This window comes from Archangium minus, assembly GCF_044360475.1.
Lineage (GTDB): Bacteria > Myxococcota > Myxococcia > Myxococcales > Myxococcaceae > Archangium > Archangium minus.
This window is the reverse complement of record NZ_CP043494.1, coordinates 10,321,806-10,348,431: the sequence shown is the minus strand read 5'-3', so window position 1 is coordinate 10,348,431 and position 26,626 is coordinate 10,321,806. Positions and strand designations below refer to the sequence as shown.

Below are 26,626 nucleotides of genomic sequence, written 5' to 3'. Positions count from 1 at the left end.
GGGTTTCCAGGGGCTGATTCAATAGGCACGTCATGAAACTTTCGATTGCAACGGCAGCGGAGAAGCGTGAGCGAGATCTGTTGGCCTATGAAGATTGGGGACAGAAGCTCACGCCCGAGCAGTTCGTGGGTGCGGAAGAGAAGCAACGAGAGCACGCATGGTCCAAGAGTGGCATGACGACCTGGCTTCTCCGGGAGGAAGGTCCGGAGGTCCTGGCTTCATGTGAGACATACCGGATGAACGCGGTTGTCCGAGCCAATGGGCGGACGACCCGGGGGATTGTGTTCGGGGTTGCCAGCGTCTTCGTCGAGTCCAGGCTTCGCGGGCGAGGATTGGCGACACGGCTGATGAGTGCGTTGGAGCGCACGCTGGTGGAGCAGGAGCCGGGTGCGCTCGCTTCCGTCCTCTTCAGCGATGTCGGCCCTGATTTGTACTCGCGCGTTGGCTATGTGCCCCGCCCGGCGGTCGATGTCTTGTTCGACGCCCATCCCGGCTCGCCGGAAGCGGAAGTGGATCGGCTTCTTTCTGAGAAAGAGGTGGCCGCGGAGCTGGAGTCCTGCAGGCCTCCCGATGAGGGCTTCATCATCTGGCCCTCCGCCGCCCAGCTCGACTGGCACATCGAGCGGGAGCGCATCTACGCGGGCCTCCTGGGCCATCAGCGGCCGGAGTTTCATGGCGCGGTCGCCGGAAGCTCCCGGGCATTCTGGGCCGCCGACCTCAAGTCGGACCAGCTTCTCGTGCTGCTCCTTGATGCGAGGACTCCAGACGAGGCCGAGGCGCTGCTGCGGTGCGCCGGGCGTGTTGCCCATCGTGCCGGGCTTCAAGAGGTCGTCGTCTGGGAGTCCCCGCTCCCGTTCTCATGGCCGGGGTCCCAGGCTCGCCGGGTCGAGCGCGAGAGCGTTCCGATGATCCGGCCGCTCAACGCGAACGTTCATCCCGATTCCTGGACCCTGATTCCACGGGGCATCTGGGTCTGAGCCCCTTCAGCTCAGGGCTCGGTTACCCTCACCCCAACCCTCTCCCATGGGGAGAGGGAGCATCGCTCAGAAGGAGGCGTCGAAGGTGACTTCCCCTTCGACGCCCACCTGGTACGCCGAGACGCGACGCTCGAAGAAGTTCGCCAGTTCCTGCACGTCCTGCAGGTCCATGAAGCCGAACGGGTTCTTCGCCCCGTAGCGCTTGGGCAACTCGAGCATCACGAGCCGCTGATCCGCGACGAACTCGAGGTACTGCCGCATCTCGCGCACAGAGAGGCCCGCGACGCCCAGTCCCAAGATGTCCTCGGCGAACTGGAGCTCGCACTCCACCGCCTCCTCGAGCATGGCGGCGACGTCCCGCTCCATCTCCGCGTCGAAGAGGCCGGGCTCCTCGCGGCGCACCGTCTTCACCACCTCGAAGGCGAAGGCCATGTGCGCGCTCTCGTCGCGGAAGACCCAGTTCGTCCCCGCGGCCAGCCCGTGCAGCAGCCCCCGCGAGCGCAGGAAGTACACGTAGGCAAAGGCCGCGAAGAAGAAGAGCCCCTCGATGCAGGCCGCGAAGCAGATGAGGTTCAGAAGGAACTTCCGCCGCTGCTCCCGCGTCTCCAGCCGTTCGAGCTCGCCGATCGAGTCGATCCACTTGAAGCAGAACTCGGCCTTCTTGCGGATGCTCGGGATGTTGTCGATCGCCGCGAAGGCCAGCGCCCGCTCGTTGGGGTCCGGCACGTACGTGTCGAGCAGCGTGAGGTAGAACTGCACGTGCAGTGCCTCCTCGTAGAGCTGCCGCGACAGGTACATGCGCGCCTCGGGCGCGTTCACGTGCTTGTAGAGGTTCAGCACGAGGTTGTTCGACACGATGGAGTCACCCGTCGCGAAGAAGGCGACCAGGCGCTGGATGAGGTGGCGGTCCGCGGCCGTCATCTTCGAGCGCAGATCTCCCACGTCCGTCGAGAAGTCCACCTCCTCCACCGTCCAGGTGTTCTTGATGGCGTTGCGGTACATCTCGAAGAAGACCGGGTACTGCATGGGGCGCAGGGTGAGGTTCAGGCCCGGATCCAACAGGCGCGCGCCCGTCTTCGGCGTCGCGTGCGTCCAGAGGGTGTTCGTCGGGGAGCTCACTGGCAGGCCTCGCAGGCTTCGGGGTTCTCGAGAGAGCAGGCGACGGCCTGCGTGTCGGTGGGCTTCGGCTCCGTCCGGGCCACCTCGTTGCCTCCGCTTCGGGACGCGTCGATGGTGGCCTTCGCGATGCGCGTGGCGGGACGCGAGCGCAGGTAGTACGTCGTCTTCAACCCCTTCTTCCACGCGTACATGTACATGGAGCTGAGCTGGCCGATGTTCGGCGCCTCCATGAACAGGTTGAGCGACTGGCTCTGGTCGATGAAGGCGCCTCGGTCCGCCGCCATGTCGATGAGCGAGCGCATGGGCAGCTCCCACGCCGTGCGGTAGATGGCGCGCACCTCGGCGGGAATCTCCCCGAGCGACTGGATGGAGCCCTCCGCCAGCTTGATGCGCGCGCGCATGTCCTCGTTCCACATGCCGAGCGCCTTCAGCTCCTCGACGAGGTAGCGGTTGACCTGGAGGAAGTCTCCCGAGAGCGTCTCGCGCTTGAAGAGGTTGGACACCTGCGGCTCGATGCACTCGTAGCAGCCCGCGATCGAGGCGATGGTCGCCGTCGGCGCGATGGCGATGAGCAGCGAGTTGCGCAGGCCTACCTCCTGGATTCGCTTCCGCAGGGCGTTCCAGCGCGCGGAGTCCTCGGGCACCACGTTCCACGCGTCGAACTGGAGCTCGCCGCGCGCGGCCCGCGTCTCGGAGAAGGACGGGTGTGCACCGCGCTCGGCCGCCATGTCCGACGAGACGGAGAGCGCGTGGAAGTAGATCTCCTCGGAGATCTTCCTCGAGAGCGTGCGCGCCTCGACGCTGTCGAAGGGCAGGCGCATCTGGAAGAACACGTCCTGCAGGCCCATCAGGCCCAGGCCCACCGGGCGCCAGCGCAGGTTCGAGCCCTTCGCCGAGGTGATGGGGTAGTAGTTCAGGTCGATCACCCGATCGAGCTGCCGCACCGCCGTGCGCACCGTCCGCGCGAGCTTCTCCCAGTCAAACGTCACCCGGCCCGCGTCGTCCACGGACGTGTGCCGCGCGAGGTTGATGGAGCCGAGGTTGCAGACCGCCGTCTCATCCTTCGAGGTCACCTCGAGGATCTCCGTGCAGAGATTCGAGAGGTGGACGACCCGGCCCGGCAGCGCCGTCTGGTTGCAGGCCCGGTTGGACTTGTCCTTGAACGTCATCCACCCGTTTCCGGTCTGCGCGAGCGTCCGCATCATGCGCCCGTACAGCTCACGCGCCTTCAGCGTCTTGTGCGCGAGGCCCTGCTGCTCCGCCTGCGCGTAGGCGCGCTCGAACTCCTCGCCGTACAGGTCCGTGAGGTGCGGCACCGCCTTCGGATCGAACAGGGACCAGTTCCCATCGGCCTCCACGCGCTTCATGAAGAGGTCCGGAATCCAGTTCGCGAGGTTCAGGTTGTGCGTGCGCCGGGCCTCATCACCCGTGTTGTCGCGCAGCTCGAGGAACTCCTCGAGGTCCGCGTGCCAGGTCTCCAGGTACACGCAGCACGCGCCCTTGCGCTTTCCTCCCTGGTTCACCGCCGCCACGGACGCATCGAGCGTCTTCAGCCACGGCACGATGCCGTTGCTGTGCCCGTTCGTGCTCCCGATGAGCGAGCCGCGCGAGCGGATCCGGTGGTACGCGAGGCCAATGCCACCCGAGAACTTCGAGAGCATCGCGACGTCCGTGTAGCGCTGGTAGATGCTCTCCAGGTCGTCCCCGGGCGAGTCCAGCAGGAAGCAGGACGAGAGCTGCTCGTGGCACGTGCCCGAGTTGAAGAGGGTGGGGGAGCTCGGCACGTACTCCAGCGTCGAGAAGAGCCGGTAGAGCTCGAGGATCTCCGGAACCGTCTCCCCAAGCGCCACCGCGATGCGCATGAAGAAGTGCTGCGGCGTCTCGAGCACCTCGCGCGTCTTCGGGTGCTTGAGCAGGTAGCGGTCATAGACCGTGCGCAGCCCGAAGTACTCGAAGAGGCGGTTGCGCGAGGGGTCGATCGCGTCATTCAGCTTGCGGGAGTTCGTCGTGACGAGCTTCGCGACGCGCTCGTTCACCAGGCCTACCCGCTGGCCAGCGGCGATTGACTGAGAGAAGGAGTGGATCTCCTGCCCGGAGACCTCCTTGTCGATGTACGTCGCGAGCAGCCGCGCCGCGAGCTTCGCGTACTCGGGCTCCTCCAGGGTCAGCGAGGCCGCGGTCTGGATGGAGAGCTGGTCGAGCTCCTTGGTCGAGGCGCCGTCGTACAGGCCGGCAATCGTCTTCGTCGCCACGCGGATGGCATCGACCTGGCGCAGCCCGTCGCAACAACGGCCGATCGCCCGGACGATCTTGTTCAGGTCCGCACCCTCGAGGCTCCCGTTGCGCTTGCGCACCCGCATGGTGGTGGGCGGCGTGGACATGGGGGCCATGGGGACCATGGACTGCGAGCCCTGCTCGCGTCCCGCGGTGTGGCTTCCGTTCAACATGCTCCTCCTCCTCCGTTCGCGACCGTGTTGAGCCGAGGAGGAAAAGGTCTGCCCGCGCCGCGCATGCGACGTGCGATGACTCGCAAGGCCGACCTTCGCCCCCACGGGCGACTGGATCAGATGCGTCCAGGTCGAGCTGCCACTGGATTTCTCCCCAGGGGGCAGGTGCTGGCAGGTCTTCGGGCTCGCGAGCACCCGGCGCATGGCCGGTGCTGATTCCTAATGCCGCCTACTTCCCAGCCTCTCGGCCAGTGTGTGGTGGACGGGTTCGTTCTCGCTTACCGCTGCGGGGCAGCTCCGGATTCACACCGGATTCCCTTTCAAGCCAGAGCGGATGCTCGGGCACCAGCGACGCGAGCCAACGTACGGGTGGACCCCTAGGCTGTCAATGAATCCGGCCGAGCGCCGCGGCCCGCGACAATTCCTTCGTCCGGTGCCGCTTCCGATCTACCTTGGACGGATCTTCTCCCGCTCCCAGAGGGCCAGGGAGAGGGCCTGCTGCAACGAGGGCTGGAGCTCGCGCGGAGCGAAGGGCTGACCTGTGTCCAGCGCCCACGTGAAGAGTGCTCCAGCGAACTCTCCCGCCGTGCGGTAGCGCTGGTTCACGTCCGGCGCCAGCGCCTTGCGGAGGATGACCCCGAGCTGCCGATCCAGCTTGTCCGGGAGGCTCAGCTTCGCCGCCCGGATAGCGGCCATCACCACCTCGGGGTCGTCGCTGTTGCGTGCGAAGGGGTGGAAGCCCAGCACCAGCTCGTGCAGGACGATGCCCATCGAGAAGAGGTCCGAGGCCTGCGTCACTGTGTCCCCGCGCGTCTGCTCCGGAGACAGGTAGTGCAGCTTGCCCGCCGTCACCCCGTCCTCCGGGCCCAGGTCCAACCCGCGCGCCTTGGCCACGCCGAAGTCGCCGAGCTTCACCTCGCATTGCCCGGAGAAGAAGATGTTGGAGGGATTCACGTCCCCGTGGATGAGCTCCAGCGGCCGGCCGCTGCGCGTGCGCGCCTGGTGGAAGTAGGCCAGTGCCCGCAGCACCTCGATGCACACGTGGACACCCACGGCTACCGGAGGCGGGGAGCCCTGGCTCTCGTGCGCCCGGAGCAGCCCCTCCAGGTCACCGCCCACGAGGAACTCCATCGCGATGAAGTAGCGCCCGAAGGCCTCGCCGATCTCCAGTCGGCTCACCAGGTTGGGGTGCTCCAGCAGGCCCATCAAGTCCGCCTCGTCGGCGAAGGCCTCCGCGGTGACGTCCTTGCGCATCAGCTTCAGCGCCACCTTGAAGGGCACGCCCTTCTCGTCCTTCGCCTCCGCGAGGAACACCTCCGCCATGCCCCCTGAGCCCAGACGCGAGCGCAGCACGTAACGCCCGAAGCGGCGCGAGGGGATTTCCACGGTCTTCGCGGAGGGGGGGGCGGAAGACAAGGTGCCTCCAGTCTACCCCGTCACTGCTCCTCCGGTGCTGTCTTCCGTGCCGCCGCGTCGCACGGGGAGGTCCTGCCGTGGACATCCCGGAGGGTAGGGGACTGTCGTCCTGGCGTCGGAGGGGCTCCCTCGCGTCGGTTGGTGGAAGCTCCAGGAGGAGGGACGGGCGAGATGCTTTGAAGCGGGTGCGAGCCGGTCGTTACAGTTCACGCCGTGTCTGGCACCACACATACGCGCCCCCCTGGCTCCGGCACCCGGCAGGGCGAGCCGACGGAGGGGGAGGGCGCGGAGCTGCCGTCCCTGGCCCCGTGGGAGGCGCCCGTCGAGGCTCCGATCCAGGAGCTTGTGGAGGAGGCTCGCGGCGCCACCACCGACGCCGAGCGGGCCGCGCTGGCTGCGGAGATCAACCGCCAACTGGACGCACTGGCGGCCAGGGGTGGTTCGCGCGAGGTGGCGGATCTGCTCCATCACCTCTTGGAGAGCGGCCAGCTGGCGGGGTTGGTGGACACGGAGGGGCGCTCCTGCCGGGCCTCGGCCACCGAGGCGCTGATGAGGCTCGGCTTCCCCTTCGCCTTGGAGGTCCGCCCGGAGGACCTGGACCATCTGCGAGGCCAGGACGCGGACGCCCCGGGCTCCCGGTGGGCGCCCCTCGCGGCCGGGGGCACCCTGGGGGCCGGCATTGTCGCTCAGTGGGTGCTCCTGCTCGAGCGGGGGCTGCCCGGGTCCGGGGACCTCCAGCCCCTCGTCCTCCTGATGGGACTGTCGCTGATGGCCCTGTTGACGGGGGTGTTGGCTCCTGAACGGTCGACCTCTCAGCGGGCGGGCCTGCTGGTGCTGGCGATCCTGTCCGTCATCCAGGTGTTTCTAGGTGTTTTCTGGGGTTATGACGGGGCGATCAGCGGACTTGCGGGGTTGTTGGCCTGCCTGCTGATCTGGCTGCCTCGACGCTGAACGTTGTGGGTCATGTCAGAGGGATGGACTAGGGTCATCCTTCAGCGTACTAAACGCGAGTTCAGGTGGGCCGGGGTGGCTCGCCGCATACGCAAGGAGCAAGACGAAATGGCCGTGAATCCAGAGAAGGAGAAGGCGATCGAATTGGCGATGTCCGCTGTGGAGCGCCAGTTCGGTAAGGGGTCCATCATGCGGCTCGGCAACGAGGAGCCGCTGGTTCGGGATGTTCAGGCCATTTCGACGGGAAGCATCTCGCTCGACATCGCGCTGGGCGTTGGCGGCGTGCCCAAGGGCCGCATCGTCGAAATCTACGGGCCGGAGTCTTCCGGTAAGACGACCCTCTGCCTTCACATCGTGGCCGAGGCGCAGAAGCGCGGCGGCGTGGCCGGCTACATCGACGCCGAGCACGCGCTGGACATTGGCTACGCGCGCAAGCTGGGCGTGCGCACCGATGACCTGCTGCTGAGCCAGCCGGACACGGGCGAGCAGGCGCTGGAGATCGCCGAGATGCTGGTGCGCTCGGGCGCCATCGACGTGCTGGTGGTGGACTCGGTGGCCGCGCTCGTGCCGAAGGCGGAGCTCGAGGGCGAGATGGGCGATGCGCACATGGGCGTGCAGGCCCGCCTGATGAGCCAGGCGCTGCGCAAGCTCACCGGTACCATCAGCAAGAGCCAGACGTGCGTCATCTTCATCAACCAGATCCGCATGAAGATTGGCGTGATGTTCGGCAACCCGGAGACGACGACGGGCGGTAACGCGCTGAAGTTCTACGCGTCGCAGCGCCTGGACATCCGCCGCGTGGGCGCCATCAAGAACGGCGAGAACGTGGTGGGCAGCCGTACCCGCGTGAAGGTGGTGAAGAACAAGGTGGCGCCTCCGTTCAAGGAGGTCGAGTTCGACATCATGTACGGCACGGGTATTTCGAAGGAGGGCGACCTGATCGATCTGGCGTCGAACGACGGCATCATCGAGAAGAGCGGCAGCTGGTTCTCCTTCAAGGGCGAGCGCATCGGCCAGGGCCGGGAGAACGCGAAGGACTACCTGCGCGACCACCCGGAGGTGCGCGTGGACGTGGAGAAGCAGGTGCTGGACAAGTACGGCATCGGCAAGCCGGCCGTGGCCGCCGCCCCGGCTCCGGCCGAGGCCGAGGCTCCTGCCGAGGGCCACACCGAGAAGCGCCAGCGCGTGAAGGCCGTGAAGTAGTCCGAGCCTTTCCGCGTGAAGTCTCAGGGGCTGTCTCCCGCGAGGGAGGCAGCCCCTTACTTCTTGCGGGGCTCGGGTCGTACGGGTCGCGAGCCCTCGCTTCCTTCGCGAGCGAGCAGGACACAAGAGGCGGGCGGTTCGTGGCAATCTCCGCGCCGGGAGCGGAGGCTCCCCGCATCGATGACCCCTTCTTCATCCCTCAAGCCCGCATGGGAGCGGTGGATACCCGTGGTCGGGGTAGTCCTCGCTGTTCTGGTCGCGGTGCTCAAGCGCGGTCGGCAGCACCCGGACGAGCTCTTCCAGTTCCTGGAGCCGGCCCATGGACTGGCCTTCGGGTATTGGCTCGTGACCTGGGAGTGGGTGGCGGGCCTGCGCAACTGGGCCGTTCCCGGGGTGCTCGGTGGGGTCCTCGCGCTCTGTGGGAAGGTGGGGCTCGTTCACCCGTGGGCCATGGCCTCCGTGGTGTGGGGCTGCTGTGCCGCCGTGCAGGCCTGGGGCACCTGGGCGCTGTTCCGCCTGGTCGAGGAACGCGATGGGCGTGAAGCCGCGCTCCTGGCCTCGGCCGTCCACGTCACCTGGGGCGGGTGGCTCCTCTATGCGGCGAGGCCGCTCGCGGATTCCTTGAGTGTGGTCCCCCTGCTGGGTTCGCTCCTGTGGGCCTGGCGTGCCCGGGCCCGCGATGGTCTGCGCGAGGGGTTCTGGTGTGGGGCTCTGCTGGGTTTGGCGTTCGTGGTGCGCTACCCCTCGGCGGTCTTTGGGGGGCCCATCGCCGTGAGCCTGTTGAGGGCGCGGCGCTGGCGCTCGGTGGCGGGGGGCGCCGTGGGCGTGGGCGTGGTGCTCCTGGGGCTCGGCTTGCTCGACTGGCTCACCTGGGGCGCGCTCTGGCACTCCGCCTGGAAGTATTTCGAGTTCAACGTCCTCCACAAGGGCGCGGATGCGTTCGGCACCAAGCCGTGGTGGTGGTACTTCACCTCCCTCGCGGGCATGGTGCCGCTGCTGCTCGCCTGGCACTTCGGGCGTGGGCTGGCCCGGCGCGATCTGCTCGTGGGGGCCTTCGCCTTCTACCTGGGCGTCATGACGATGCTGACGCACAAGGAGCTCCGCTTCATGGCGCCGCTGCTGCCGCTCTTCGTGGCCATCGCAGCCGGGCCCGCCTGGCGCACGCTCTCTCAGCGCGTGCTCTCCCGCCGGGCGCTCGGCGGGCTCGTGGGGGTGTACGCGCTCTCCTCGCTCGCGGCGGCCACGGTGCAGATGCCGGGCTCGGTGTCCCGCGAGCAGATCGACGCCACGGTCTTCGTCGGCCAGCAGCCCGACCTCACCGGGTTCATCGTCGCCGGTCAGCAGGAGTGGAATGCCATCGGTCGGTTCCACCTGCACCGCGATGTGCCGCTGCTCGTACGCCCCAACAAGGATCTCCAGGACCTGGACGGCCCGCTCACGGATCCGAAGTTCTCCCACGTGCTCGTCATCAAGGATGCACTGAGAGCGCAGAAGTTGGAGGCGGACGGGTTCTGCGTCCTGCGGCGGTGGGGCCCGGCCGTGCTCTGGCGGCGCTGCCCCTCCCCGTCCTTTCAGCGCGCTTCTCAGGAACGGCTCTCTTCTCCTTCTGGACCTTGAGGGCTCGCCTCGGAACTCCCTCTTGAATTCGCCCCTCAAGTGTGGAGATGTTGAGAGTGATTCGCAATTTCAACTCTCGGGTTCCCATGAAGCGACTCTCCCTTTGTCTGCTCGTTTCTCTCGGCTGCGCCCACTCTGAAGCCCCGCCCGCTGCGTCCCCGGAGGCGCCAGCGCCCGTGCCCAGGACGCTCGCTCCATTGGACGGGGAGGTGCATTTCAACTCGCTGCGGCAGCTCACCCTCGAGGGGGAGAACGCCGAGGCCTACTGGGCGTTCTCCGGCAAGGCGCTCACCTTCCAGGCTCGCCACGAGGGGCAGAAGTGCGATCGCATCTACTGGATGGATGCCCAGACGGGCGAGACGCGTCCCATCTCCAGCGGAGCGGGCGCGACGACCTGTGCCTACTCCTTTCCGCCGGATGATCAGCAGGTGCTCTACGCCTCGACGCACGGGGGCGGCGCGGAGTGTCCTCCGAAGCCCGACATGAGCCAGGGCTATGTCTGGCCGCTCTACGACACCTACGACATCTACAAGGCCAACGCGGATGGCTCGAACGTGCGGCCGCTCACCCAGGTGAAGGGCTACGACGCTGAGGCGACGGTGTGCTCGAAGGACGGCTCCATCGTCTTCACCTCCACGCGTGACGGTGACCTCGAGCTGTACCGCATGGACGCGGATGGCGGGAACGTGAAGCGGCTCACGCACGCTCCGGGCTACGACGGCGGTGCGTTCTTCAATGCCGACTGCTCGAAGCTCGTCTGGCGCGCCTCTCGGCCCAGGCCGGGTAAGGAGCTCGAGGACTACCAGGCGCTACTCGCGAAGGGGCTGGTGCGGCCCACGAAGCTTGAGCTCTACATCGCGGATGCGGATGGCTCCAACGCGACGCAGATCACCTATCTGAACGCCGCGACCTTCGCTCCCTCGTGGCATCCGACGAAGAACCGCATCCTCTTCTCCTCCAACTACCAGGATCCGAAGGGGCGGGAGTTCGACATCTGGGCGGTGGATGCGACAGGCGCTGGGTTGGAGCGGATCACCACCTCGAAGGGCTTCGACGGCTTCCCGCTGTTCTCCCCGGATGGGACGAAGCTCGCGTTCTCGTCCAACCGCGTGACGCCGGAGGGCAAGACGGACACCCACGTCCTCATCGCCGACTGGAAGGACGAGCCGCGGGGCGCGAGCGTGCCGCTGCCAGCGGACCGGTTGATGACAGACGTGCGCTTCCTCGCGGCGCCCGAGCAGGGAGGACGGGGCGTTGATTCGCCCGGGCTCGAGGCAGCGGCGAGCTACCTGGAGAAGCGCTTCGCGGAGCTGGGCCTCTTGCCCGCGGGCGATAACGGGGGCTTCCGCCAGAAGTTCCCGGTCATCACGGAGGTGAAGGTCGGGAGCGGCACGGCGGTGATGTTGGGCGGCACGCAGGCGGCGGCCGAAGCCTTCACCCCGCTGGGCTTCTCCGCGGACGGTGAGGTGAGCGGCGACGTCGTCCTCGCGGGCTACGGAATCCGGGCGAAGGAACTGGGCGTCGATGACTACGCGGGTGTCTCCGTGAAGGGGAAGATCGTGGTCGTCAGGCGCTTCGTCCCCGACGTGCCGGCGTTTGCCGCGAACGAGGCGCAGCGTCGCTATGGAGACCTCCGCTACAAGGCCTGGAAGGCGAAGGAGGCCGGTGCGAAGGCGCTCGTCGTCGTGGATTGGGCCCAGGGGGTGGCGCAGGGAGCGGCGGATGCCCGGCTGCCCGTGCTCCGGCCCGAGGGCTCGCAGGACGCGGGTATCCCGGTCGTCGTCCTCCAGCGCGCCGGGTTCGAGCCCGTGCTCACGCAGCTCGAGCAGAAGCGCAAGGTGAAGGGCCGCGTGGCGGTGAAGCTCGACAAGGTGCTGAAGGACACCTGGAACATCGTGGGCAAGCTGACGGCCTCCGCGCAGGAGGCGCGTACCCCGGGTGCTGTTGTCGTCGGGGCGCACTATGACCACCTGGGCCTGGGCGGACGGGGTTCACTGTCTCCTGAGAGCCATGAGCCGCACCTGGGCGCGGACGACAACGCCTCGGGCGTGGCGGGCCTGCTGGAAGCGGCGCGGTTGCTCGCCGAGCAGCGCACGCGCCTGCGGCGGGACGTCTACTTCACCGCCTTCTCGGGAGAGGAGATGGGCGTGCTCGGCTCGACGGCGTGGACGCGCTCGCCTCCCGCGGGTGTCACGATGAAGGACGTCGTCGCGATGCTGAACCTCGACATGGTAGGGCGGCTGCGGGACAACCGCCTCTCGGTGCTGGGCGTCGAGTCGGGCCAGCAGTGGCGTGAGGTGCTCGCGCCGGCGTGCGAGAAGGCCCGCGTGCAGTGCGATGGCTCCGGGGATGGCTACGGGCCGTCGGATCACACCCCGTTCTACGCGGCGGGCGTCCCGGTGCTGCACTTCTTCACCGGCGCGCACGGCGACTACCACAAGCCCTCTGACAGCGCAGAGCGCATCAATGCTGCGGGCCTCGCGCAGGTGGCGCTCATCGTGGCGGAGGTCGCGGCGACGGTGAGCCACGACGAGGCGCGCATCACGTACCGGAACGTGCCCGCGCCTGCGCCCGCGGGGGACATGCGCTCGTTCAACGCGTCACTCGGCACGGTGCCGGACTACGCGCCGCCTCAGGGGACTCGTGGCGTGTTGCTCGCGGGAGTCCGGCCGGGTGGGGCCGCCGAGCTGGGTGGAATGAAGCGGGGCGACGTACTCATCCGGCTGGGGAGCCACGAGGTCGGCAGCGTGGAGGACCTGATGTACGCGCTCAACGCCGCCAGGCCGGGTGAGACGGTGACCGCCGTCGTCCTGCGCGACGGCAAGGAGGTGAAGCTCCAGGTCACCTATCAGGAGAGCAAGCGTCGCTGAGCGACGCGAGCTTTCCCTCACAGTTCCTTATCGAGGCTGCGACGGGGACGCCGGGAATGGGCGGGTTCCTACTTGGGGAACCCCTCGTCCGGGCGCATCCAGGTGTCGGGTGGCAGCGGCAGTGTCCCGACAGGCATCCGCGCCAGGTAGGGAATGTTGGGGTACTCGCGCTGCGTGGGCATTCCGCTCAGCTCTGCCAGTCGCAGCAGGGCCAACCCGTTCATGAACACGGCCCCATCGGTGCGGCGCGCGTCCTCGGGATAGACGTCCTTCTTGCGGAAGAGGTGGGCACGCTCCTCGCCAGCCTCGAGCAGCGCGGTGTGGAAGGCTTCGGCGTCGCGGAGCACCAGTGCCCGGCACACGTCGAGGTAGGGGGCGTGCTCGCCCTCCACCACCTGAGCCCAACGCTCCAGCATCGCCTGGAAGTCGTGGTCCTCCGCCGCGTGCAGGTGCAGCAGGCGTTTTTGCATGAAGCGGTGCAGGAGGAAGTCGTCCTCGTACTCGCAGCGGGGCTCGTGGCGGTCCGGCGACAGCCGCGCCAGCTCCGCCGCCAGGTCGAGCTGCCCGGCGGCGACCGCGTCCACGAAGGAGAAGTTCCTGCTCCCGCAGATGAGGATGGGCTCGAAGCGCCTGCTCGTGGCCAGGCGCAGCATGAAGGCTCGTGCGAGCGCGGACTTGCAGAGCAGCACCTGGAAGCGGTCCGTGCGGGCCTCGGCGAGCAGCTCGCACAGCGCGAGCCGGTGGTACATGTAGGTGACGACGCCATGGGCCTTGCCGGTGCGCTCGGCGTCTGTCTTCTCCGAGATGGCCTTCAGGGCGTTGCCCAAGGCGAACCAGGCGTTGTCCTGAATCGTTTCCAGGTCCATGGGGCGCGCGCCTCGGCGTCAGACGAAGTAGCCCCGCTCGCCCATGGCCACGTAACGGGCGCCGGTGACGCCGTTCTGCTCGAAGGTGGCGCGCAGGTCATCGCGGATGATGAGGAGGTTTGGCATGGACCCCAGGCGGAAGAGCTTCAGGTCCGCGGGCACCTTGGCCGGGTCCAGATGGAGCTGCTTGATGACCTCGAACTTCCCGGGCTCGCCGACGGTCTTCTCCCCACGGGTCTTCTTCAGGTCGGCGCAGTCCTGGCTACCGAGGACGTTGGCGATGTAGCAGTCCGGGGCGGCGACGCGGCCCTTGTGGTCGTGGAGCACGAAGGACAGGAACTCGATCTCCACTCCGGCTTCTTTCTCGAGCAGGGGCTTCATCCGCCCGGAGACGAGATTCAGTTGCACGGTGTTGGGAATGAAGTCTGGGACGACGAGCCCGGGGTGGCGCGCGGCCATATCCAGCCGGACGCCCGCAGGGTAGTTGGCCGCCATGGGAACCCCCTCGGCCGCAGCCCAGGAGGTCTTGTTCAGCTCGCCGGGCAGTGTGTTGACCAGGCAGTTCTCATCCGTATGGTCCTGTATGAGGAGGAAGTAGTCGTGTGGGGCCATGAGGTGTACCAGGGGAGGAAAGGGGCGGGCGCGTCGCAGCTCCACCTAGGCGGAGGCCGCCGCTCCGAAGACATGGTCGAGGGTCACGTCCTTGCCCGACAGACCCTCGCGAAGGCCTGTCTTGCGTAGCTCTTTCCGGAGTGACTTGGAGATGTCCTCCAGCTTGGATTTCCAGGGCCTGTTCTGGGCCTCGGACAGATCGGGGTGCCCTTCTTTCTTCGCCTGCTGCTTTCCAACGGCATTGCGTACTTTGCGGACACGGTTCTCGAGGATGCGGCTGTAGCCCGGGTGGCTGTTGGTGTGGGCGGGCAGCAGGTAGACCCTACCCATCTTCTGATGCGTGGGCAGGATGATGACGTTGATGCCCTTGTTGATGTTGTACGTGAGCTGCTGCAACAGCGCCATGTCCTCCCCGAACGCCTCGGCGAGGGCGTTGGTCGGGATGATGTGATGGGCCTCATGGGGCCAGGGCTTGTCGCTGTCTGACCAGAAGTTCGCTCCCGGCCATTCCTTTCCCGGCATGTCCCAGGCCCCTGCGGTGACCAGGGGATTGTTGCGGTCCTCTCGCGAGGCGAGCCGCATCCCGAGCTGCCTCTTCCTGCCCGCCTTCAACCGACTCTTCCTTTGCCCGTCCGTCTCCTTGTCGGGCTTGTCGTCGTCGGGGTTGTACCGCCAGGCGAGCGCGGCCAGCAGCCGCTTCCGCTCCCTGCTGCCTTCCCGATGGAAGCGCAGGTTGTACCAGTACCGCTCGTTGGCAACGTGGTACTTGATGGCGTTTTCCTTGTGGTCGTGACCCTCGAAGAGGGCCCGCCCGCGTTTCCATCCCGTCTGGGGGCCTCGCTTCTCCCGGACACAGCGGGTGACGCAGCCCTTTTCCTCGCCCGGCTCGCCCCATGGCTGGGGACTCCAGTGCACCGGGACCTGCTCATCCGCGAGCTTCAGCCCCGACTCGCCCAAGGGTGTACGTGGCCTTCACCACGAGCAGCAGCAGCGGATGCCCCTCCTCGTCGGCGGGGCCCATGATGTCGAAGGCGAAGGGGGTCTTGTTCTCGATGGTGGGGTGTCCCATGGTGTGCTTGGGCCCGCCGGGCCGGAGTGGCGGAGAGGCCAGTGTAGCAGCCGCGTTGTCGCGGTACGCCTCAACTCGCGATGTTCCCCATTCCCACCGCCAGCAACCCGGCCAGCCCCGCGTCAGGGGCCAGGAGGGGCCGCCGAGCTGGGTGGAATGAAGCGGGGCGACGTGCTCATCCGGCTGGGGAGCCACGAGGTCGGCAGCGTGGAGGACCTGATGTACGCGCTCAACGCCGTCAGGCCGGGTGAGACGATGACCGCCGTCGTCCTGCGCGACGGCAAGGAGGTGAAGCTCCAGGTCACCTACCAGGAGAGCAAACGTCGCTGAGCGACTTGCTCCCTTCCTGCGCGCTCACTGCACGAAGGTGAGCGCGCCTGGGGGCAGGGGAGTGCCCGCGGGCCACAGGACGTAGGCGGACCGACGGGAGTGGTCCCACGCCCGCAGCAGCTCCTGGCGCTTGTACGTCACGTTCACCGACTCGTCGTTCGGGAAGGCGGGGTCGTTGCAGACGACGTCCCCCTCCGGCGTGAAGCCCTTCACCACGATGAGGTGCCCGTCCGAGCGCGTCATGGGAGAGCCCGTGAGCTCGCCCTTCTCGAAGGCGATGCTGATGCTGACCGGGATGCCCTCGGCGATGAGCCGCTCCACCTGCGCGAACGAGTCGAAGCGCGCCACCAGCCCGTGCAGAGCTCCCTCTCCGAGCGCGGAGGCGTAGGCGGTGTTGAAGGGCCAGTTGCCGGTGCCCTGGTACACCTGGTCGTAGACGTACTCGGCCGCCACGGGCACCGGAACCACGAGCTCATTGCGGCCCAGCTTCTTCCCCCAGTACGCGAGGATCATGGAGACCGAGGTGGGTGAGCACCAGACGCCCCCATCCGGCGGGTAGAGGAGCTGCGAGCGGCCAGGTACCTCCAGTACCGTTCCCCAGGCGCGCCGGTCCGAGGTCTCCTCCGGAGCCGTGCGGCTCGTGTCCGTCATCGCCGCCGAGAGCGCGCGGATGCTCGGGCTCACGCCGGGCTTGGAGGAGAAGAGCCACACCGTCATCCGCAGGGCGTCCGCCTTCTTCTTGAGGGCGAGGGTGTCCGTGAGCACCTTGCCGTGCCCGTCCTCCTGGCGCTCGCCGCTGTGGCGCACCACGGTGTCCTTGTCGAGCGCCCAGACGCCGAAGTCATAGTCCTTCGTCCACTGCCCCTCCACGCGCGCGGCGAGCGTCAGCCGCACCCACGTGCCCGGAGGAGTGAGCGCGTCGAACGAGGGCACCACGTTGTCGAAGCCTCCGGAGATGGGCTGCTCCTCGGAGACGGCGCTGCCGAAGACGTAGCTGCCCGCGGGGAGCGGCGTCTGCGTGCCGGGCGGCGTGTGGCTGGGGAATGGATCCGGCGTGGAGCGGACCGTTGCTCCGTCGAGCTCCAGCGCCCCCTCCGCGGTGAGCGTGGTGCCTTGGCGGGTGAAGCGCTCGAAGTCGCGCGCCTGCGCGCTCTTCCTCCAGATTCTTGCCACCGGGCCTGTCTCCGTGGGGGTGGTGGGCCTGTCCTGCCAGGAGGCACAGGCCGTCAGCGTGGATGCCAGCAGGACCAGATACAGCGGAACGCGTGCGTTCGTCGGGGTCGTCATGAGGCTCGCTCGGGTGCTGTCGGGGGAGAGGTCCGGTCGCTCACTTCGCCAGCTCGGACAGGAGTTGATAGACGAACTCGGCGCCGGGCTGGAGCGAGGCCACGGGAATCCGCTCGTTGGGAGCGTGGGCCGTGCGGGCGTCTTCCGGCGTGAGGGCGAAGAGGTCGATGCCATAGGCGTGGATGCCGGCCCGGCGCAGCGCGGAGGACTCGGTGGTGCCGGTGGACATGCGCGGGAAGACGGGCGCGCCCGGCCACACCTTCGCGGCGGCGGCCGTAGCGGCCCGGAATATGGCGTTGTCGCCCACTGGTGAGGCGGGCGAGTCCGGCGGCTTCATGTTCAGCTCCACCTGGATGTCCGGGTCGTTCACCGCTGCGACGAGCCGCGCGCGGAACGCCTGAATGTCCTCGTCCGGGAGCAGCCGGCAGTTGATGGTGGCCTCGGCGGTGGCGGGGATGACGTTGGGCCGGGTGCCGGCGTTGAAGACGGTGGGCACGCAGGTGGTGCGCAGCACCGCGGCCAGGGCCGGCTCGAGCCGAGCGATGGTGTCCACCGCCTCTTGGGGCGGGTTGTCCGGCGAGGCCGCGAGCCGCTTCAGGGCCTCGCCCAGCTCGCCGCTCGTCACCTTCACCCGGCCCTCCACGTTCAACCGGGTGACGGGGGTGAGCCGGGTAGGGAAGGTGAGTGCTCCAACGCGAGCCACTGCCGCCGCCAGACGCACCATCGGGTTGGGCGCGGCCGGTGGCACCGAGGAGTGCCCACCCGGTCCGGTGGCCTTCAGCACCACGTTGCGCGACACCCGCTCCGCGGCCTGGAGGTTGACGAAGCGCACCCGGCGGCGGTCCTCCGTCAGCTCCGTGAGGCCTCCTTCGTTGATGGCGAGCTCTGCCTCGCGCAGCTCGGGGTGGTGCTCCAGCAGCCAGTTGATGTCGTTACCGGAGCCCACCTCTTCGTCCGCGCTGAGCACCAGCACCACGTCGCGCGAGAGCTTCACTCCGTCACGCTTGAGCTTGCGCAGCGCCAGTACGCTCGCCGCGGCCATGCCCTTGTTGTCCTGGACGCCGCGCCCATAGAGGAAGCCATCGCGCTCGGTGAGCGTCCACGGGTCGGAGGCCCACTCCTCCTTCCGGGCGGGGACTGTGTCCAGGTGGGCGAGCACCAGCACGGGACGCGCGCGGCCGTTGCCCTTCAGACGGGCGATGAGGTGGGCGCGGCCGGGGGCCGACTCGGCGAGCTGGGATTCGATGCCGGCCTCTCGCAGCCACCGCGCGGCCACCTGAGCGGCGGCGGCCTCATTGCCCGGAGGGTTGGAGGTGTCCACGGCGATGAGCTCGGCGAGCAACGTGCGCAGCTCCTCGGCGGCTTGGGGCGAGGTGCTCCGGGGCGAGCTGGCGGCATGGCCGCAACCCGGCACGGCCAGGAGGGCGAGAGCGAAAAGCAGGGGGCGCATACCGGCAGTGTATGGGAGTCCGGCGCTCCGTCCACGGCCGCCGGTTGGGGTCTGGGGTTCGCCGAGAGTGATGAACGCAGGGGCTCGGCGGTGGTTCAACCTGTGGTAAGGGCTGCCCCTGGCCCCATGACAGAGCCGCTCATCCAGAGTCCCATGGCGGTCCTCACGGTGCTGCTCACCGTGCTGGCGCTGTTGTTGCTTGCCGAGCGGCACCCGGTAGGCGCGCGCGTCTTCAAGGTCCTGCCCATCCTGGTGCTTGTCTATTTCATCCCGACGCTGCTCTCGAACACGGGCGTCATCCCCACGAAGTCCGACCTGTATGGCTTCGTGTCCGCGTACCTGCTGCCGGCGAGTCTGGTGCTCCAGGTGCTGTCGATGGACCTGCCGGCCATCTCCCGGCTGGGACGCAGCGCCGTGGTGCTCTTCCTGGCGGGGACGGCGGGCATCATGCTCGGGGGGCCGCTCGCGTACCTCCTGTTGGGCCACTGGATGCCGGCGGAGCTGGGCGAGCAGGCCTGGAAGGGGTTGGCGGCGCTCAGCGGCTCGTGGATTGGAGGCAGCGCCAACTTCGTGGCCATCGGGCAGAGCATCGGGACGCGGGATGATGTCCTGAGCATGATGGTGGTCGTGGACGTGGGCGTGTCGAACATGTGGACCGCGGTGCTGCTCTACTTCGCGGGCCGAGAGCGGGAGATGGACGCGCGGATGGGCGCGGACCGGACGGCCATCGACGTGGTGCGCGAGCAGGTGGAGCGCTTCCACGCCTCGGTGTCGAAGCCCGCGAGCCTGTCGGACCTGGTGTGGATCCTCACCATTGGCCTGGGGACCACGGTGGTGTGCACGGCGATCGCGAAGCACCTGCCGGACATTGGAACCATCATCACGGGCTTCACCTGGGTGGTCATCCTGGTGACGACGGTGGGGGTGGCGCTGTCGTTCACTCCGGTACGCAACCTGGAGGGGGCCGGGGCGAGCCGGGTGGGCGCGCTGTTCCTCTACGTGCTGGTGATGACCATCGGTGCGAAGGCCGACTTCCGGCGGCTGCTGGACGCGCCCGCGATGGTGGCCGTGGGCGTGGTGTGGATGGCGATACACGCGGGCTTCATCCTGGGGGCCAGGCGGCTGCTACGTGCTCCCATCTTCTTCGCGGCCGTGGGCTCACAGGCCAACGTGGGTGGCGCGGCCTCTGCGTCCATCGTGGCAGCGGCCTTCCATCCGGCGCTCGCACCCGTGGGCGTCATGCTGGCGGTGGCCGGCTACGTGCTGGGCACTTACGGTGGACTGGTCTGCGCGCTGATGTTGGAGCAGGTGTACCGGCTCATCCACTGAAGTGCTGCTCCCTCTCCCCTTGGGAGAGGGTTGGGGTGAGGGTATCCGAGCCTGTTCTTCAACCCGTGACCCTGGGTGTGGACAGTGGGTGCAACCCGGGTTCACCCAATACCCTCACCCCGTCCCTCTCCCGAAGGGAGAGGGGGGCGTGTGTCCTCGATGCGCCGCACGGCCTCCCAGGTGCCGTTGACGTAGGTGGGCGCGAGCCGCTCGTGGTGCCTCCCCGACTCAGACTGGAGGAGGGCCCTCACGCGCTCGAGGGCCTCGTCGAGCGTGGCGATCCGCTCGGAGGTCCGAAGTCGCAACCCCTGCCGGTCATAGAGCCGGGGCCGAGCGAGGGCCACGAGCGGCGTCCCCGTGGCACGAGCCTCCTGCACGGTGTTGTAGCCACCCGCGCCAACGAGGACGTCGATGCCCCTCATGACGGCGAGAGCGGGCCAGAGTCGCGGCGGTACATCCGAAGCCAGCAACCTGACGAAGACGCGCGGGCCGAGCCCCCGTTGGAGTGTCTCCGCGAGCCTGGTGCACTCGTCCACCTCCTCGGGCCGGCCACACGCCAGGACCGCGACCACGGACACCGCTGTCTCTTCATCGGGTACGCCCAGCCTCCGCCGCGCGGTGGGGGCATCGAGCAACTCCGCGGCATCGAGGATGAGCCAGGGGGGAGTGCTCACGGCACGCGGGTGGTGGGCGAACGGGGCGGGCTCTCCGGGGACGAGGAGCCGGTCGAACATGTCGACGAACCGCGCGAGCCCGAAGCGCTCTACGTAGTCCGGGTGCAGGTCCCGGTGGACGAGCACCTTCCGGGCCTTCATCTCCGGCAGGAGCGGTGCGAGCTCACCGCCGAGCCCACGCGGGAAGGTGTCCACGACGAGCACCTCGGGGCGCACGCGGTCGAGCAACCGTTCGATGGACTCGCGTACGGCGTGCTTGTCGAGCTCCGCGCCGAGCCGGTGGACATGGCCCTCGCCCAGCTCCGCCTCAAGCGCCAGCGCGGGCGCGAAGGAGCTGTTCGTCACAACCTCCACCGAGTGACCACGACGGCGGGCCGCGCGGCCGAGCGCCACGGCGCGAGTGAGGTGCCCCATTCCTCCGCCGAGCGCATACAGGAGCCAGCGTTGCCCGCTCATGGCTCAGCTTCCGCCCATGTCCTCCTCGAAGTGATGTTTGACCTTGGCGCGCAGGGACGCTCCATCGGCCTCGGTGAAGTCATTGGGATCGTGGAGGAGCTCATGTCCCCAGGAACCAGGGCCGTAGTAACCATGGTCCTGGTAGTAGTAGCTGGAATACAGGTAGGGATTCTCCTCTCCCTCCTGCGTCGTGTCGGGGTCCGACCCGCTCCCCGTCATGCCCTCCTGCTTGAGGCACGTGGTGCAGAGCACCTCACCGCTCTCCACCGGATGGCCGTGTTGGATGCAGATGGGTTTGGCACACCGGGCGCACTGCTGGGCGGCGGGCCGTGGGCAGTCATGCGCGAAGAGAAACCCCGCCTTCTCCAGGCACGGGTCGAGCGACTCTTGGAATGGAGGGCTCATGCGTGAGCGGCCTTCTTGTCGATGGCTCGCGACAGGTTGAGGATCTGGTAGAGGCTCAGCAGGGACATCGCCACCACCTCGACGGCGTTCACCTGCATGGCGGAGCTCGCCTTCACGTCCCAGGGGTCGCTGATGAGGACCGTCAGATCGACGCGGTCCGGCTCCACGGAGAAGGATTTGAGCCGGGTGCCCTTGGGAAGCCGCACTGCGTTCCGGGCGTGTGCTCCGAGTCGCCCCAGGTGCTGGTACTTCTCCGTCTTCACCTGGAGCCGCACCCGGACGAGCGCATCCGACACGGTCCGGGTCTTGGTCTTGGTTCGACCCGAGCTGCCCCGGCGGGTCCGGGTGCGTTTGTCGGTGCGCTCGATCATCTCCAGGCGCAGATGGGTGCCATCCACCAACCGGCTCTGCAGCGAGAGCCACCGGTCGATGTAGGACTTCGCCTGCCAGCCGCTGGGGGTCTTCCCCTCACCGAAGAACTTGGCCGGGTGCATCCCGTCACGCAGATCCATCTCGAGGGTCACCTGCGCCTGGGGCGCGGTGTCGGCCTGGAGCATCTTCACGATGCGGGAGACCAGCTCGTAGCGCCGGTTCTCCAGGTCGAGTTTGGCGTGTTGGGCGCGCATGACGAAGGCAACGATGCCCACGACGAGCAGGAGCAGCGCTCCCGGCAACAAGAAGGAGCTGAGGCCGGAAGCGCCCAGCGTGAAGAGTCCGAAGAACCCAGCGAAGGCCCCGATGACCATCGAGCCGCAGCCCACGAAGTACGTCACAGCCTCCTTCTTCTCCTTGATGTCATCGACCTCTCGCAGTTGCTGCATGTCCGCGAGCACCTGGGTACAGGGCGCCTGGGTGCGGTAGATGCGCTCCCTGCTGAGCTGTTCGAGGTCGACGGCCAAGGCGGAGTGCTCTCGTGAGAAAAGAGGACGTGAAGCGTAGGAGGCCACCCTCTCGCCGGTCAAATCGCGTGTTGGTGCGGCGCGCCCGAGGCGGGGATACTGCACGGGCCTTGTCCTCCTCTGGAATCGTCTACGCGTCCTTCGATCGCTTCCCCTCCCCCAAGGGAGCGGCGGTCCACATTCGCGCCTTCGTCGAGGCGCTCGGCCAGGCCTTTGGCGGCGTGGAGTTGCTCGCCATTGGTGGTGATTTGACGGAGCCGTTACCGGAAGGCGTTCGCTTCCATCCGCTGAGGGCCCAGGGGTCGGAGCTCATCCAGCAGGCCTTGTGCTTCCGTGAGGGGCTCGCGGCATGGTGGCGGGGACGGGCCCGGGCCCGCGTGGTGCACGTGCGTTCTATCTTCGAGGGCTACCCCATCGCCCGGCGAAAGGAGCAGCTCACCGAGCACCTGGTGTTCGAGGTGAACGGCCTGCCGTCCATTGAGCTGAAGTACCACTCCCCGGGAGTCGCCGAGGACGACGAGCTGCTGCGCAAGCTGGTGGCGCAGGAGGACCTGTGCCTCGCGAAGGCGGACCTCGTGCTGACGCCAAGTCCGGTGACGGCGCGCTATTTGGAGTCACGCGGGGTGGCGCCTGGCTGCATCCGCGTCATTCCCAACGGGGTGGACACGGGGCTCTTCTCCTTTCAGGCGCCGCGTCCCTGGGGGGACCGGCCCGTGCGCTTGCTCTACAGCGGGACGATGACCTCGTGGCAGGGCGTCCACCGCGCCATCGAGGCGTGCCGCCTGCTGCGCCGGGACGTGCCCGTGCTCCTCACCCTGGTGGGCCCCATGCGCAGGCAGCAGCGGCGCGAGCTGCTCGACCTGTGCGGCGAGCTGGTGGGAGAGGGCGCGGTGGAGCTCCTCGAGGCGTTGCCACAGGCGGAGCTGGCGAGGCTCCACCACGCCTGTGACGTGGTGCTGGTGCCGCTGCCGCCCAACGACCGGAACCTCGTGCAAGGGTGCTGCCCGCTGAAGCTGCTGGAGGCGATGGCCTCGGGCACGCCGGTGGTGGCGAGCGACCTTCCTGTAGTGCGTGCGGTGGCGGAGCACGGGGTGCACGCGTTCCTTGTTCGCCCGGGCTCGCCGAAGGCCATCGCGGAGGCTGTGCGCTCGCTGCGAGCGGACCCGACGCTCGGCCCCCGGTTGAGCCAACAGGCGCGGGCGCTCGTCGAGCGGGACTTCACCTGGGCCCGAGCGCAGGAGTCCCTGGTGGCGGCCTACGAGGAGGCCTTCGGGATGGTGCGGTCCAGCACCCGCTGGAGCACCTCGGCCTCGGCTTGTGCCTGAAAGCGCTGCTCAATGCGGGCGCGGGCGGCGGCGCCGATGGCGGCCCGGCGCCCCTCGGACAGACTCAGCACGTCGATGACGGCCTGCCCGAGGTGGTTGAGGAGCGCCTTGGGCACGAGGAAGCCGTTGTCCCCGGAGTCGATGGCCTCGGGGATGCCGCCCGCGTCGCTGGCGACGACCACGCGGGCACAGGCCATGGCCTCGAGCATCGCGTTGGGCATGCCATCCCAGAGGGAGGGTTGGAGGTAGACGTCACAGAGTCGCAGGTGGGCGGCCACGTCTTCGGGGGCATCGAGCCGGCCGGAGACGATGATGCGCGCGGCGTCCTCGGGGTTCTCGATACGGAAAGCGGCGAGCTGCTCCTGCTCGCGGGCGCGCACCTCGCCGATGACGAGGAGACAGGCGGGCCGCACCTTGCGCACCTCGGAGAGGGCGGACAGGAGGAAGGGGACCCCCTTCTTGTGTCGCAGCTCTCCGGAGAAGCCGAGCACGAGCTCATCGGGCTGGATGCCCAGACGCTGGCGCAGCGCGGGGTCGGCGGGACCGGGACTGAAGAGAGCGGTGTCTACGGCGTTGGGGATGACCTCGACGCGCGGATCGTGCCCGAGCAGCATGACCATCTTGCGCGCGAGGTCCCCCGAGGCGGCGGTGAGGACGGTGGCGCGCTGGAGTGTCCAGAGGAGGCGCGCGAAGTCGCCCGGGGGGAACATGGCCTGGTCCACGTCGTTGCCGCGGGCGCTGACGGTGGAGGGAATGCCGGCGAGCCCGGCGAAGGTGACGGCGAGGAAGCCCGGGGGCGAGAGGTAGTGCCCCCAGACGAGCTGGTAGTGGCGCCGCGAGTGCAGATGATCGAGCACATCGAGGGTGTGCTGCTGGGACGTGTCCGTCTGACCGAAGAGGCCGAGCCGGTGCAGGGTGGCGCCGCGCGCGGAGGCGGCGACCGCACTGGCGTCGAGTGTCTGGAGGGCACCAGGGGGCAGGGTTCGGGTCCAGGTGAGGACGTCGACTTGGGCATCGAGGCGTGCGAGGGCGCCAGCGGTGCGAGCACCACTGCGCGCGAGACCGCCCAGGTCGGGGGGGAACCGTTCCGCGATAAGGAGAATGCGTGGGCCGCTCGGCATGGGGGCGGCATCCTATCGGCTTACTTCGCCGGCAGGGGATGGAAGACAACGCCATCCAATCCCAGACGACGGCAGGTGTCGACGAAGCGCTCGGTGCAGATGAGCTGGGTGGAGAAGTCCTCCAAGCGGAACAGGTCCAGGTGGCTGGGAATCGTGGATGCGTCCAGCAGGAGCTTATCGGGCAGGGAGAGTCCGCCGCGGCCACAGCGGCGACAGATCGGCGGGCGTTTCGAGGGCAGACAATCCGGGTGTACGCGGCCCACGGGAAGGAGCTCCAGCTCGAGCAGCTCGGGCGAAGCACGCTGGCGGAAGCGCAGCTCGGTGCGACATCCCTTGAGTCCTCGCAGGCCCTCTGCCTGGAGCTTTTCCAGCACCTCTCGCTGTATCAGCAGGACCCAGGGAACGGGGGAGACGAGCTGCCCGAATCGGCCCTGGGCCTTGCCCACGATCGGGCCAAATCCCGCTCCGGGCTCGAGCACTGCTCCGGGAGGCAGCAGGGGACGTACCAATTCACACAATCTTTCATACTCGTCCGCGGGCTCGGGCCGGGCTTTTTCGAAGTTGGCCAGGGATGCCACTGGGGTCAGGTCCACCGAGGGGTAATCCTTGGCGATGGTACTCCATGTAGCCTTACAAGCAGGGCAGATGATGCCCGGAAGCTTCCACCTGTGTGAGCCGTCGACATAGCCCGTGTAGTCTGCGGCCTTGTCTTCCTCTATTTTGAAATAGTGCATGCGGGACTTGCCGTCTCAGTCGCAGTGGTAGGGTACGAGCGAGCCATTGATGTAGAACCGGTTCATGAGTTCGAACGCAAATCGCCAGATGTCTTCCTGGGTGGCGGTCGTGTTGTTCTGAATCACGAACTGTCGCCATGCCTCATTCCATTGGCCTCCTTTGGAGCCGCCACTGTGCAGCCAGGCGTGGAAGCTCTTGGGGAGACGGATCGTGAAGGAATGGATGTTGATGCCGTTGTCCTCGAACCAATTGGCCAGGAATGGCTCCTGCGGAAAGATGTGATGTTTTTCGAGGGGCTCTCTCGATGGGATGCACGGGGGGCGCAACGCCCTGGGTGCATACTGGCCGCGGATGTTCCAGTTGTGCCAGGGGATTTCGAAGACGGGTTCCGTTCCTACAGGCGCCGCCAATGGGCGTCCCCACCAGCGAGTCGGATTGCCCGGAGGGCGGAGCGTCAGGGTCCCCTTCGCCAGCACCACCGGGTGGGGGTCCACCTCCACCACGTGCTGGCAGCGCCAGATGGCGCAGCGCTCCCCCTCGCACAGAGGCACCACGCAGCTCGGGTCCGCGCGGGCCTCCTCCCAGGAGGACATGGCATCCAGCGCATCGCCGTCTACGCGTACGGCGGGCGCGGAGGCGACACACGCGCCGAGCAGCACGCCGAGGATGAGCAGCCACTTCATGGGAATCCGCGGGCTCATGCCGCCCACGTTACTCCCTGCCCGTCTCGCGCCTCACCGCTTTCAATTTTGCCTCGTCGGCAGGGGGTGGAAGACAACACCATCCAACCCCAGACGAAGGCATGTGTCGACGAAGCGTTCGGTGCAGATGATGACAGAGGAGTAGTCTGCAAGGCGGAACAGGTCCAGATGGCTGGGAAGAGTGGTGGCGTCCAGCATGAGGTCATGCGGTAGGGAAGTGCTGTTGTGACCGCAACGAGGACAGGCCGGTTTGCGGTTCGTGGGGAGACAGTCCGGGTGCAAGCGGCCCATTGGGAGGATTTCCAGCTCGAGGAGCTCGGGCGAGTTGCTCTGCCGGAAGCGTAGGGCTGTGGGGCAGCCCTTGAGTCCTCGCAATCCCTCGGCTTGAAGTTTCTCGAGCACCTCTCGCTGCACCATCAGCCACCAGGGGTCAGGAGACACGAGCGGACCGAAGCGGCCCTGTGCTCGACCTACGAAAGGACCAAAGGTTGCGCCGGGCTCTAGCAATGCCCCTGAAGGGAGCAGAGGGAGTACCAGCTCACACAATCTTTCATACTCGTCGAGGGGCTCGGCCCGGGCTTTCTCGAAGTCAGCCAGGGCTGCCACCGGGGTTAGATCCACCGAGGGGTACGCCTTGGAACCAGCACTCCAGGTTGCTTTGCAAGCAGGGCAGATGATGCCCGGAAGCCCCCACTTGTAGGAGCCATCGATGTACCCGGTGTAATCCGAGGTTCTATCGCCCTCGATTCTGAAGTAGCGCATGCGTG

The 26,626-nt window shown here is 67.7% G+C and carries 24 protein-coding genes and 1 riboswitch; of the genes, 8 read left to right on the top strand and 16 right to left on the bottom strand.

The window, feature by feature from the left end:
- Positions 1-32 precede the first annotated feature (32 nt).
- Positions 33-977, top strand: a complete 945-nt coding sequence (locus F0U60_RS42345) for a GNAT family N-acetyltransferase (protein WP_395808616.1) — start codon at positions 33-35, stop codon at positions 975-977.
- 66 nt (positions 978-1,043) lie between these two features.
- On the opposite strand, the gene F0U60_RS42340 is transcribed toward F0U60_RS42345, so the two are convergent.
- From F0U60_RS42340 to F0U60_RS42330, 3 genes are all read right to left on the bottom strand, one after another.
- A complete protein-coding gene (locus F0U60_RS42340; protein WP_395825683.1) occupies positions 1,044-2,003 on the bottom strand; it encodes a ribonucleotide-diphosphate reductase subunit beta in 960 nt (319 codons plus the stop codon).
- Positions 2,004-2,092: 89 nt separating this feature from the next.
- A complete protein-coding gene (locus F0U60_RS42335; RefSeq protein ID WP_395825680.1) occupies positions 2,093-4,495 on the bottom strand; it encodes a ribonucleoside-diphosphate reductase subunit alpha in 2,403 nt (800 codons plus the stop codon).
- Positions 4,496-4,695: 200 nt separating this feature from the next.
- A riboswitch (cobalamin riboswitch) is annotated at positions 4,696-4,908 on the bottom strand.
- Positions 4,909-4,990: 82 nt separating this feature from the next.
- Positions 4,991-5,959, bottom strand: coding sequence for a serine/threonine-protein kinase (locus tag F0U60_RS42330; RefSeq protein ID WP_395808614.1), 969 nt, complete (start codon positions 5,957-5,959; stop codon positions 4,991-4,993).
- 213 nt (positions 5,960-6,172) lie between these two features.
- On the opposite strand from F0U60_RS42330, the gene F0U60_RS42325 reads away from it, so the two are divergent.
- The 4 genes from F0U60_RS42325 (at position 6,173) to F0U60_RS42310 (ending at position 12,600) form a co-directional block, all read left to right on the top strand.
- A complete protein-coding gene (locus tag F0U60_RS42325; protein ID WP_395808612.1) occupies positions 6,173-6,910 on the top strand; it encodes a hypothetical protein in 738 nt (245 codons plus the stop codon).
- A 108-nt stretch (positions 6,911-7,018) separates the two neighbouring features.
- A complete protein-coding gene (recA, locus tag F0U60_RS42320) occupies positions 7,019-8,113 on the top strand; it encodes a recombinase RecA (RefSeq protein ID WP_395808610.1) in 1,095 nt (364 codons plus the stop codon).
- A 180-nt stretch (positions 8,114-8,293) separates the two neighbouring features.
- Positions 8,294-9,730, top strand: coding sequence for a glycosyltransferase family 39 protein (locus F0U60_RS42315; protein ID WP_395808608.1), 1,437 nt, complete (start codon positions 8,294-8,296; stop codon positions 9,728-9,730).
- A 176-nt stretch (positions 9,731-9,906) separates the two neighbouring features.
- Entirely contained in the window at positions 9,907-12,600 is a 2,694-nt protein-coding gene (locus F0U60_RS42310; protein ID WP_395808606.1) for a M28 family peptidase, read from the top strand.
- Between the two features lie 68 nt (positions 12,601-12,668).
- Here the strand turns inward: F0U60_RS42310 and F0U60_RS42305 are convergent, their stop codons facing one another.
- From F0U60_RS42305 to F0U60_RS42290, 4 genes are read right to left on the bottom strand one after another with little or no spacing between them, the layout of a single operon-like run.
- Positions 12,669-13,466, bottom strand: a complete 798-nt coding sequence (locus tag F0U60_RS42305; RefSeq protein WP_395808604.1) for an Imm49 family immunity protein — start codon at positions 13,464-13,466, stop codon at positions 12,669-12,671.
- A gap of 18 nt (positions 13,467-13,484) precedes the next feature.
- Complete coding sequence (locus tag F0U60_RS42300) at positions 13,485-14,078, bottom strand: imm11 family protein (protein WP_395808602.1); 594 nt, start codon at positions 14,076-14,078, stop codon at positions 13,485-13,487.
- A 45-nt stretch (positions 14,079-14,123) separates the two neighbouring features.
- The gene (locus F0U60_RS42295; RefSeq protein ID WP_395808600.1) at positions 14,124-14,993 is read right to left on the bottom strand and encodes an AHH domain-containing protein; all 870 of its coding nucleotides are present in this window, start codon (positions 14,991-14,993) and stop codon (positions 14,124-14,126) included.
- 10 nt (positions 14,994-15,003) lie between these two features.
- The gene (locus F0U60_RS42290; RefSeq protein WP_395808598.1) at positions 15,004-15,147 is read right to left on the bottom strand and encodes a hypothetical protein; all 144 of its coding nucleotides are present in this window, start codon (positions 15,145-15,147) and stop codon (positions 15,004-15,006) included.
- Here F0U60_RS42290 and F0U60_RS42285 point away from each other — a divergent pair.
- A complete protein-coding gene (locus F0U60_RS42285) occupies positions 15,139-15,477 on the top strand; it encodes a PDZ domain-containing protein (protein ID WP_395808596.1) in 339 nt (112 codons plus the stop codon). The genes F0U60_RS42290 and F0U60_RS42285 overlap by 9 nt on opposite strands.
- Before the next feature lie 24 nt (positions 15,478-15,501).
- Here the strand turns inward: F0U60_RS42285 and F0U60_RS42280 are convergent, their stop codons facing one another.
- Positions 15,502-16,764 (bottom strand): peptidase C39 family protein, encoded by a 1,263-nt coding sequence (locus F0U60_RS42280; RefSeq protein ID WP_395808594.1) that lies wholly within the window; start codon positions 16,762-16,764, stop codon positions 15,502-15,504.
- Positions 16,765-16,804: 40 nt separating this feature from the next.
- The gene (locus F0U60_RS42275) at positions 16,805-18,214 is read right to left on the bottom strand and encodes a M20/M25/M40 family metallo-hydrolase (protein WP_395808592.1); all 1,410 of its coding nucleotides are present in this window, start codon (positions 18,212-18,214) and stop codon (positions 16,805-16,807) included.
- 126 nt (positions 18,215-18,340) lie between these two features.
- On the opposite strand from F0U60_RS42275, the gene F0U60_RS42270 reads away from it, so the two are divergent.
- Positions 18,341-19,543: a DUF819 domain-containing protein gene (locus tag F0U60_RS42270; RefSeq protein WP_395808590.1), complete on the top strand. Its 1,203-nt coding sequence runs from the start codon at positions 18,341-18,343 to the stop codon at positions 19,541-19,543.
- Between the two features lie 101 nt (positions 19,544-19,644).
- On the opposite strand, the gene F0U60_RS42265 is transcribed toward F0U60_RS42270, so the two are convergent.
- From F0U60_RS42265 to F0U60_RS42255, 3 genes are read right to left on the bottom strand one after another with little or no spacing between them, the layout of a single operon-like run.
- Positions 19,645-20,673, bottom strand: coding sequence for a hypothetical protein (locus tag F0U60_RS42265; RefSeq protein ID WP_395808588.1), 1,029 nt, complete (start codon positions 20,671-20,673; stop codon positions 19,645-19,647).
- Between the two features lie 3 nt (positions 20,674-20,676).
- The gene (locus tag F0U60_RS42260) at positions 20,677-21,078 is read right to left on the bottom strand and encodes a hypothetical protein (protein WP_395808586.1); all 402 of its coding nucleotides are present in this window, start codon (positions 21,076-21,078) and stop codon (positions 20,677-20,679) included.
- Positions 21,075-21,977 carry a hypothetical protein gene (locus F0U60_RS42255; RefSeq protein WP_395808584.1) on the bottom strand — a complete coding sequence of 301 codons (903 nt, stop codon included), beginning with the start codon at positions 21,975-21,977 and terminating at the stop codon, positions 21,075-21,077. Before F0U60_RS42255 ends, F0U60_RS42260 begins: the two co-directional genes overlap by 4 nt.
- A 110-nt stretch (positions 21,978-22,087) precedes the next feature.
- On the opposite strand from F0U60_RS42255, the gene F0U60_RS42250 reads away from it, so the two are divergent.
- A complete protein-coding gene (locus tag F0U60_RS42250) occupies positions 22,088-23,302 on the top strand; it encodes a glycosyltransferase family 4 protein (protein ID WP_395808582.1) in 1,215 nt (404 codons plus the stop codon).
- Here F0U60_RS42250 and F0U60_RS42245 read toward each other — a convergent pair.
- Genes F0U60_RS42245 through F0U60_RS42230 form a run of 4 tightly spaced genes read right to left on the bottom strand, consistent with a single transcriptional unit; the run spans position 23,233 to position 26,621 of the window.
- Complete coding sequence (locus F0U60_RS42245; protein WP_395808580.1) at positions 23,233-24,423, bottom strand: glycosyltransferase; 1,191 nt, start codon at positions 24,421-24,423, stop codon at positions 23,233-23,235. The genes F0U60_RS42250 and F0U60_RS42245 overlap by 70 nt on opposite strands.
- Before the next feature lie 20 nt (positions 24,424-24,443).
- On the bottom strand, positions 24,444-25,157 hold the full coding sequence (locus F0U60_RS42240; protein ID WP_395808578.1) for a double-CXXCG motif protein: 714 nt from the start codon (positions 25,155-25,157) through the stop codon (positions 24,444-24,446).
- Positions 25,158-25,172: 15 nt separating this feature from the next.
- Entirely contained in the window at positions 25,173-25,859 is a 687-nt protein-coding gene (locus F0U60_RS42235; RefSeq protein ID WP_395808576.1) for a TIGR02269 family lipoprotein, read from the bottom strand.
- A 42-nt stretch (positions 25,860-25,901) separates the two neighbouring features.
- The gene (locus F0U60_RS42230) at positions 25,902-26,621 is read right to left on the bottom strand and encodes a double-CXXCG motif protein (RefSeq protein WP_395808574.1); all 720 of its coding nucleotides are present in this window, start codon (positions 26,619-26,621) and stop codon (positions 25,902-25,904) included.
- Positions 26,622-26,626 lie beyond the last annotated feature (5 nt).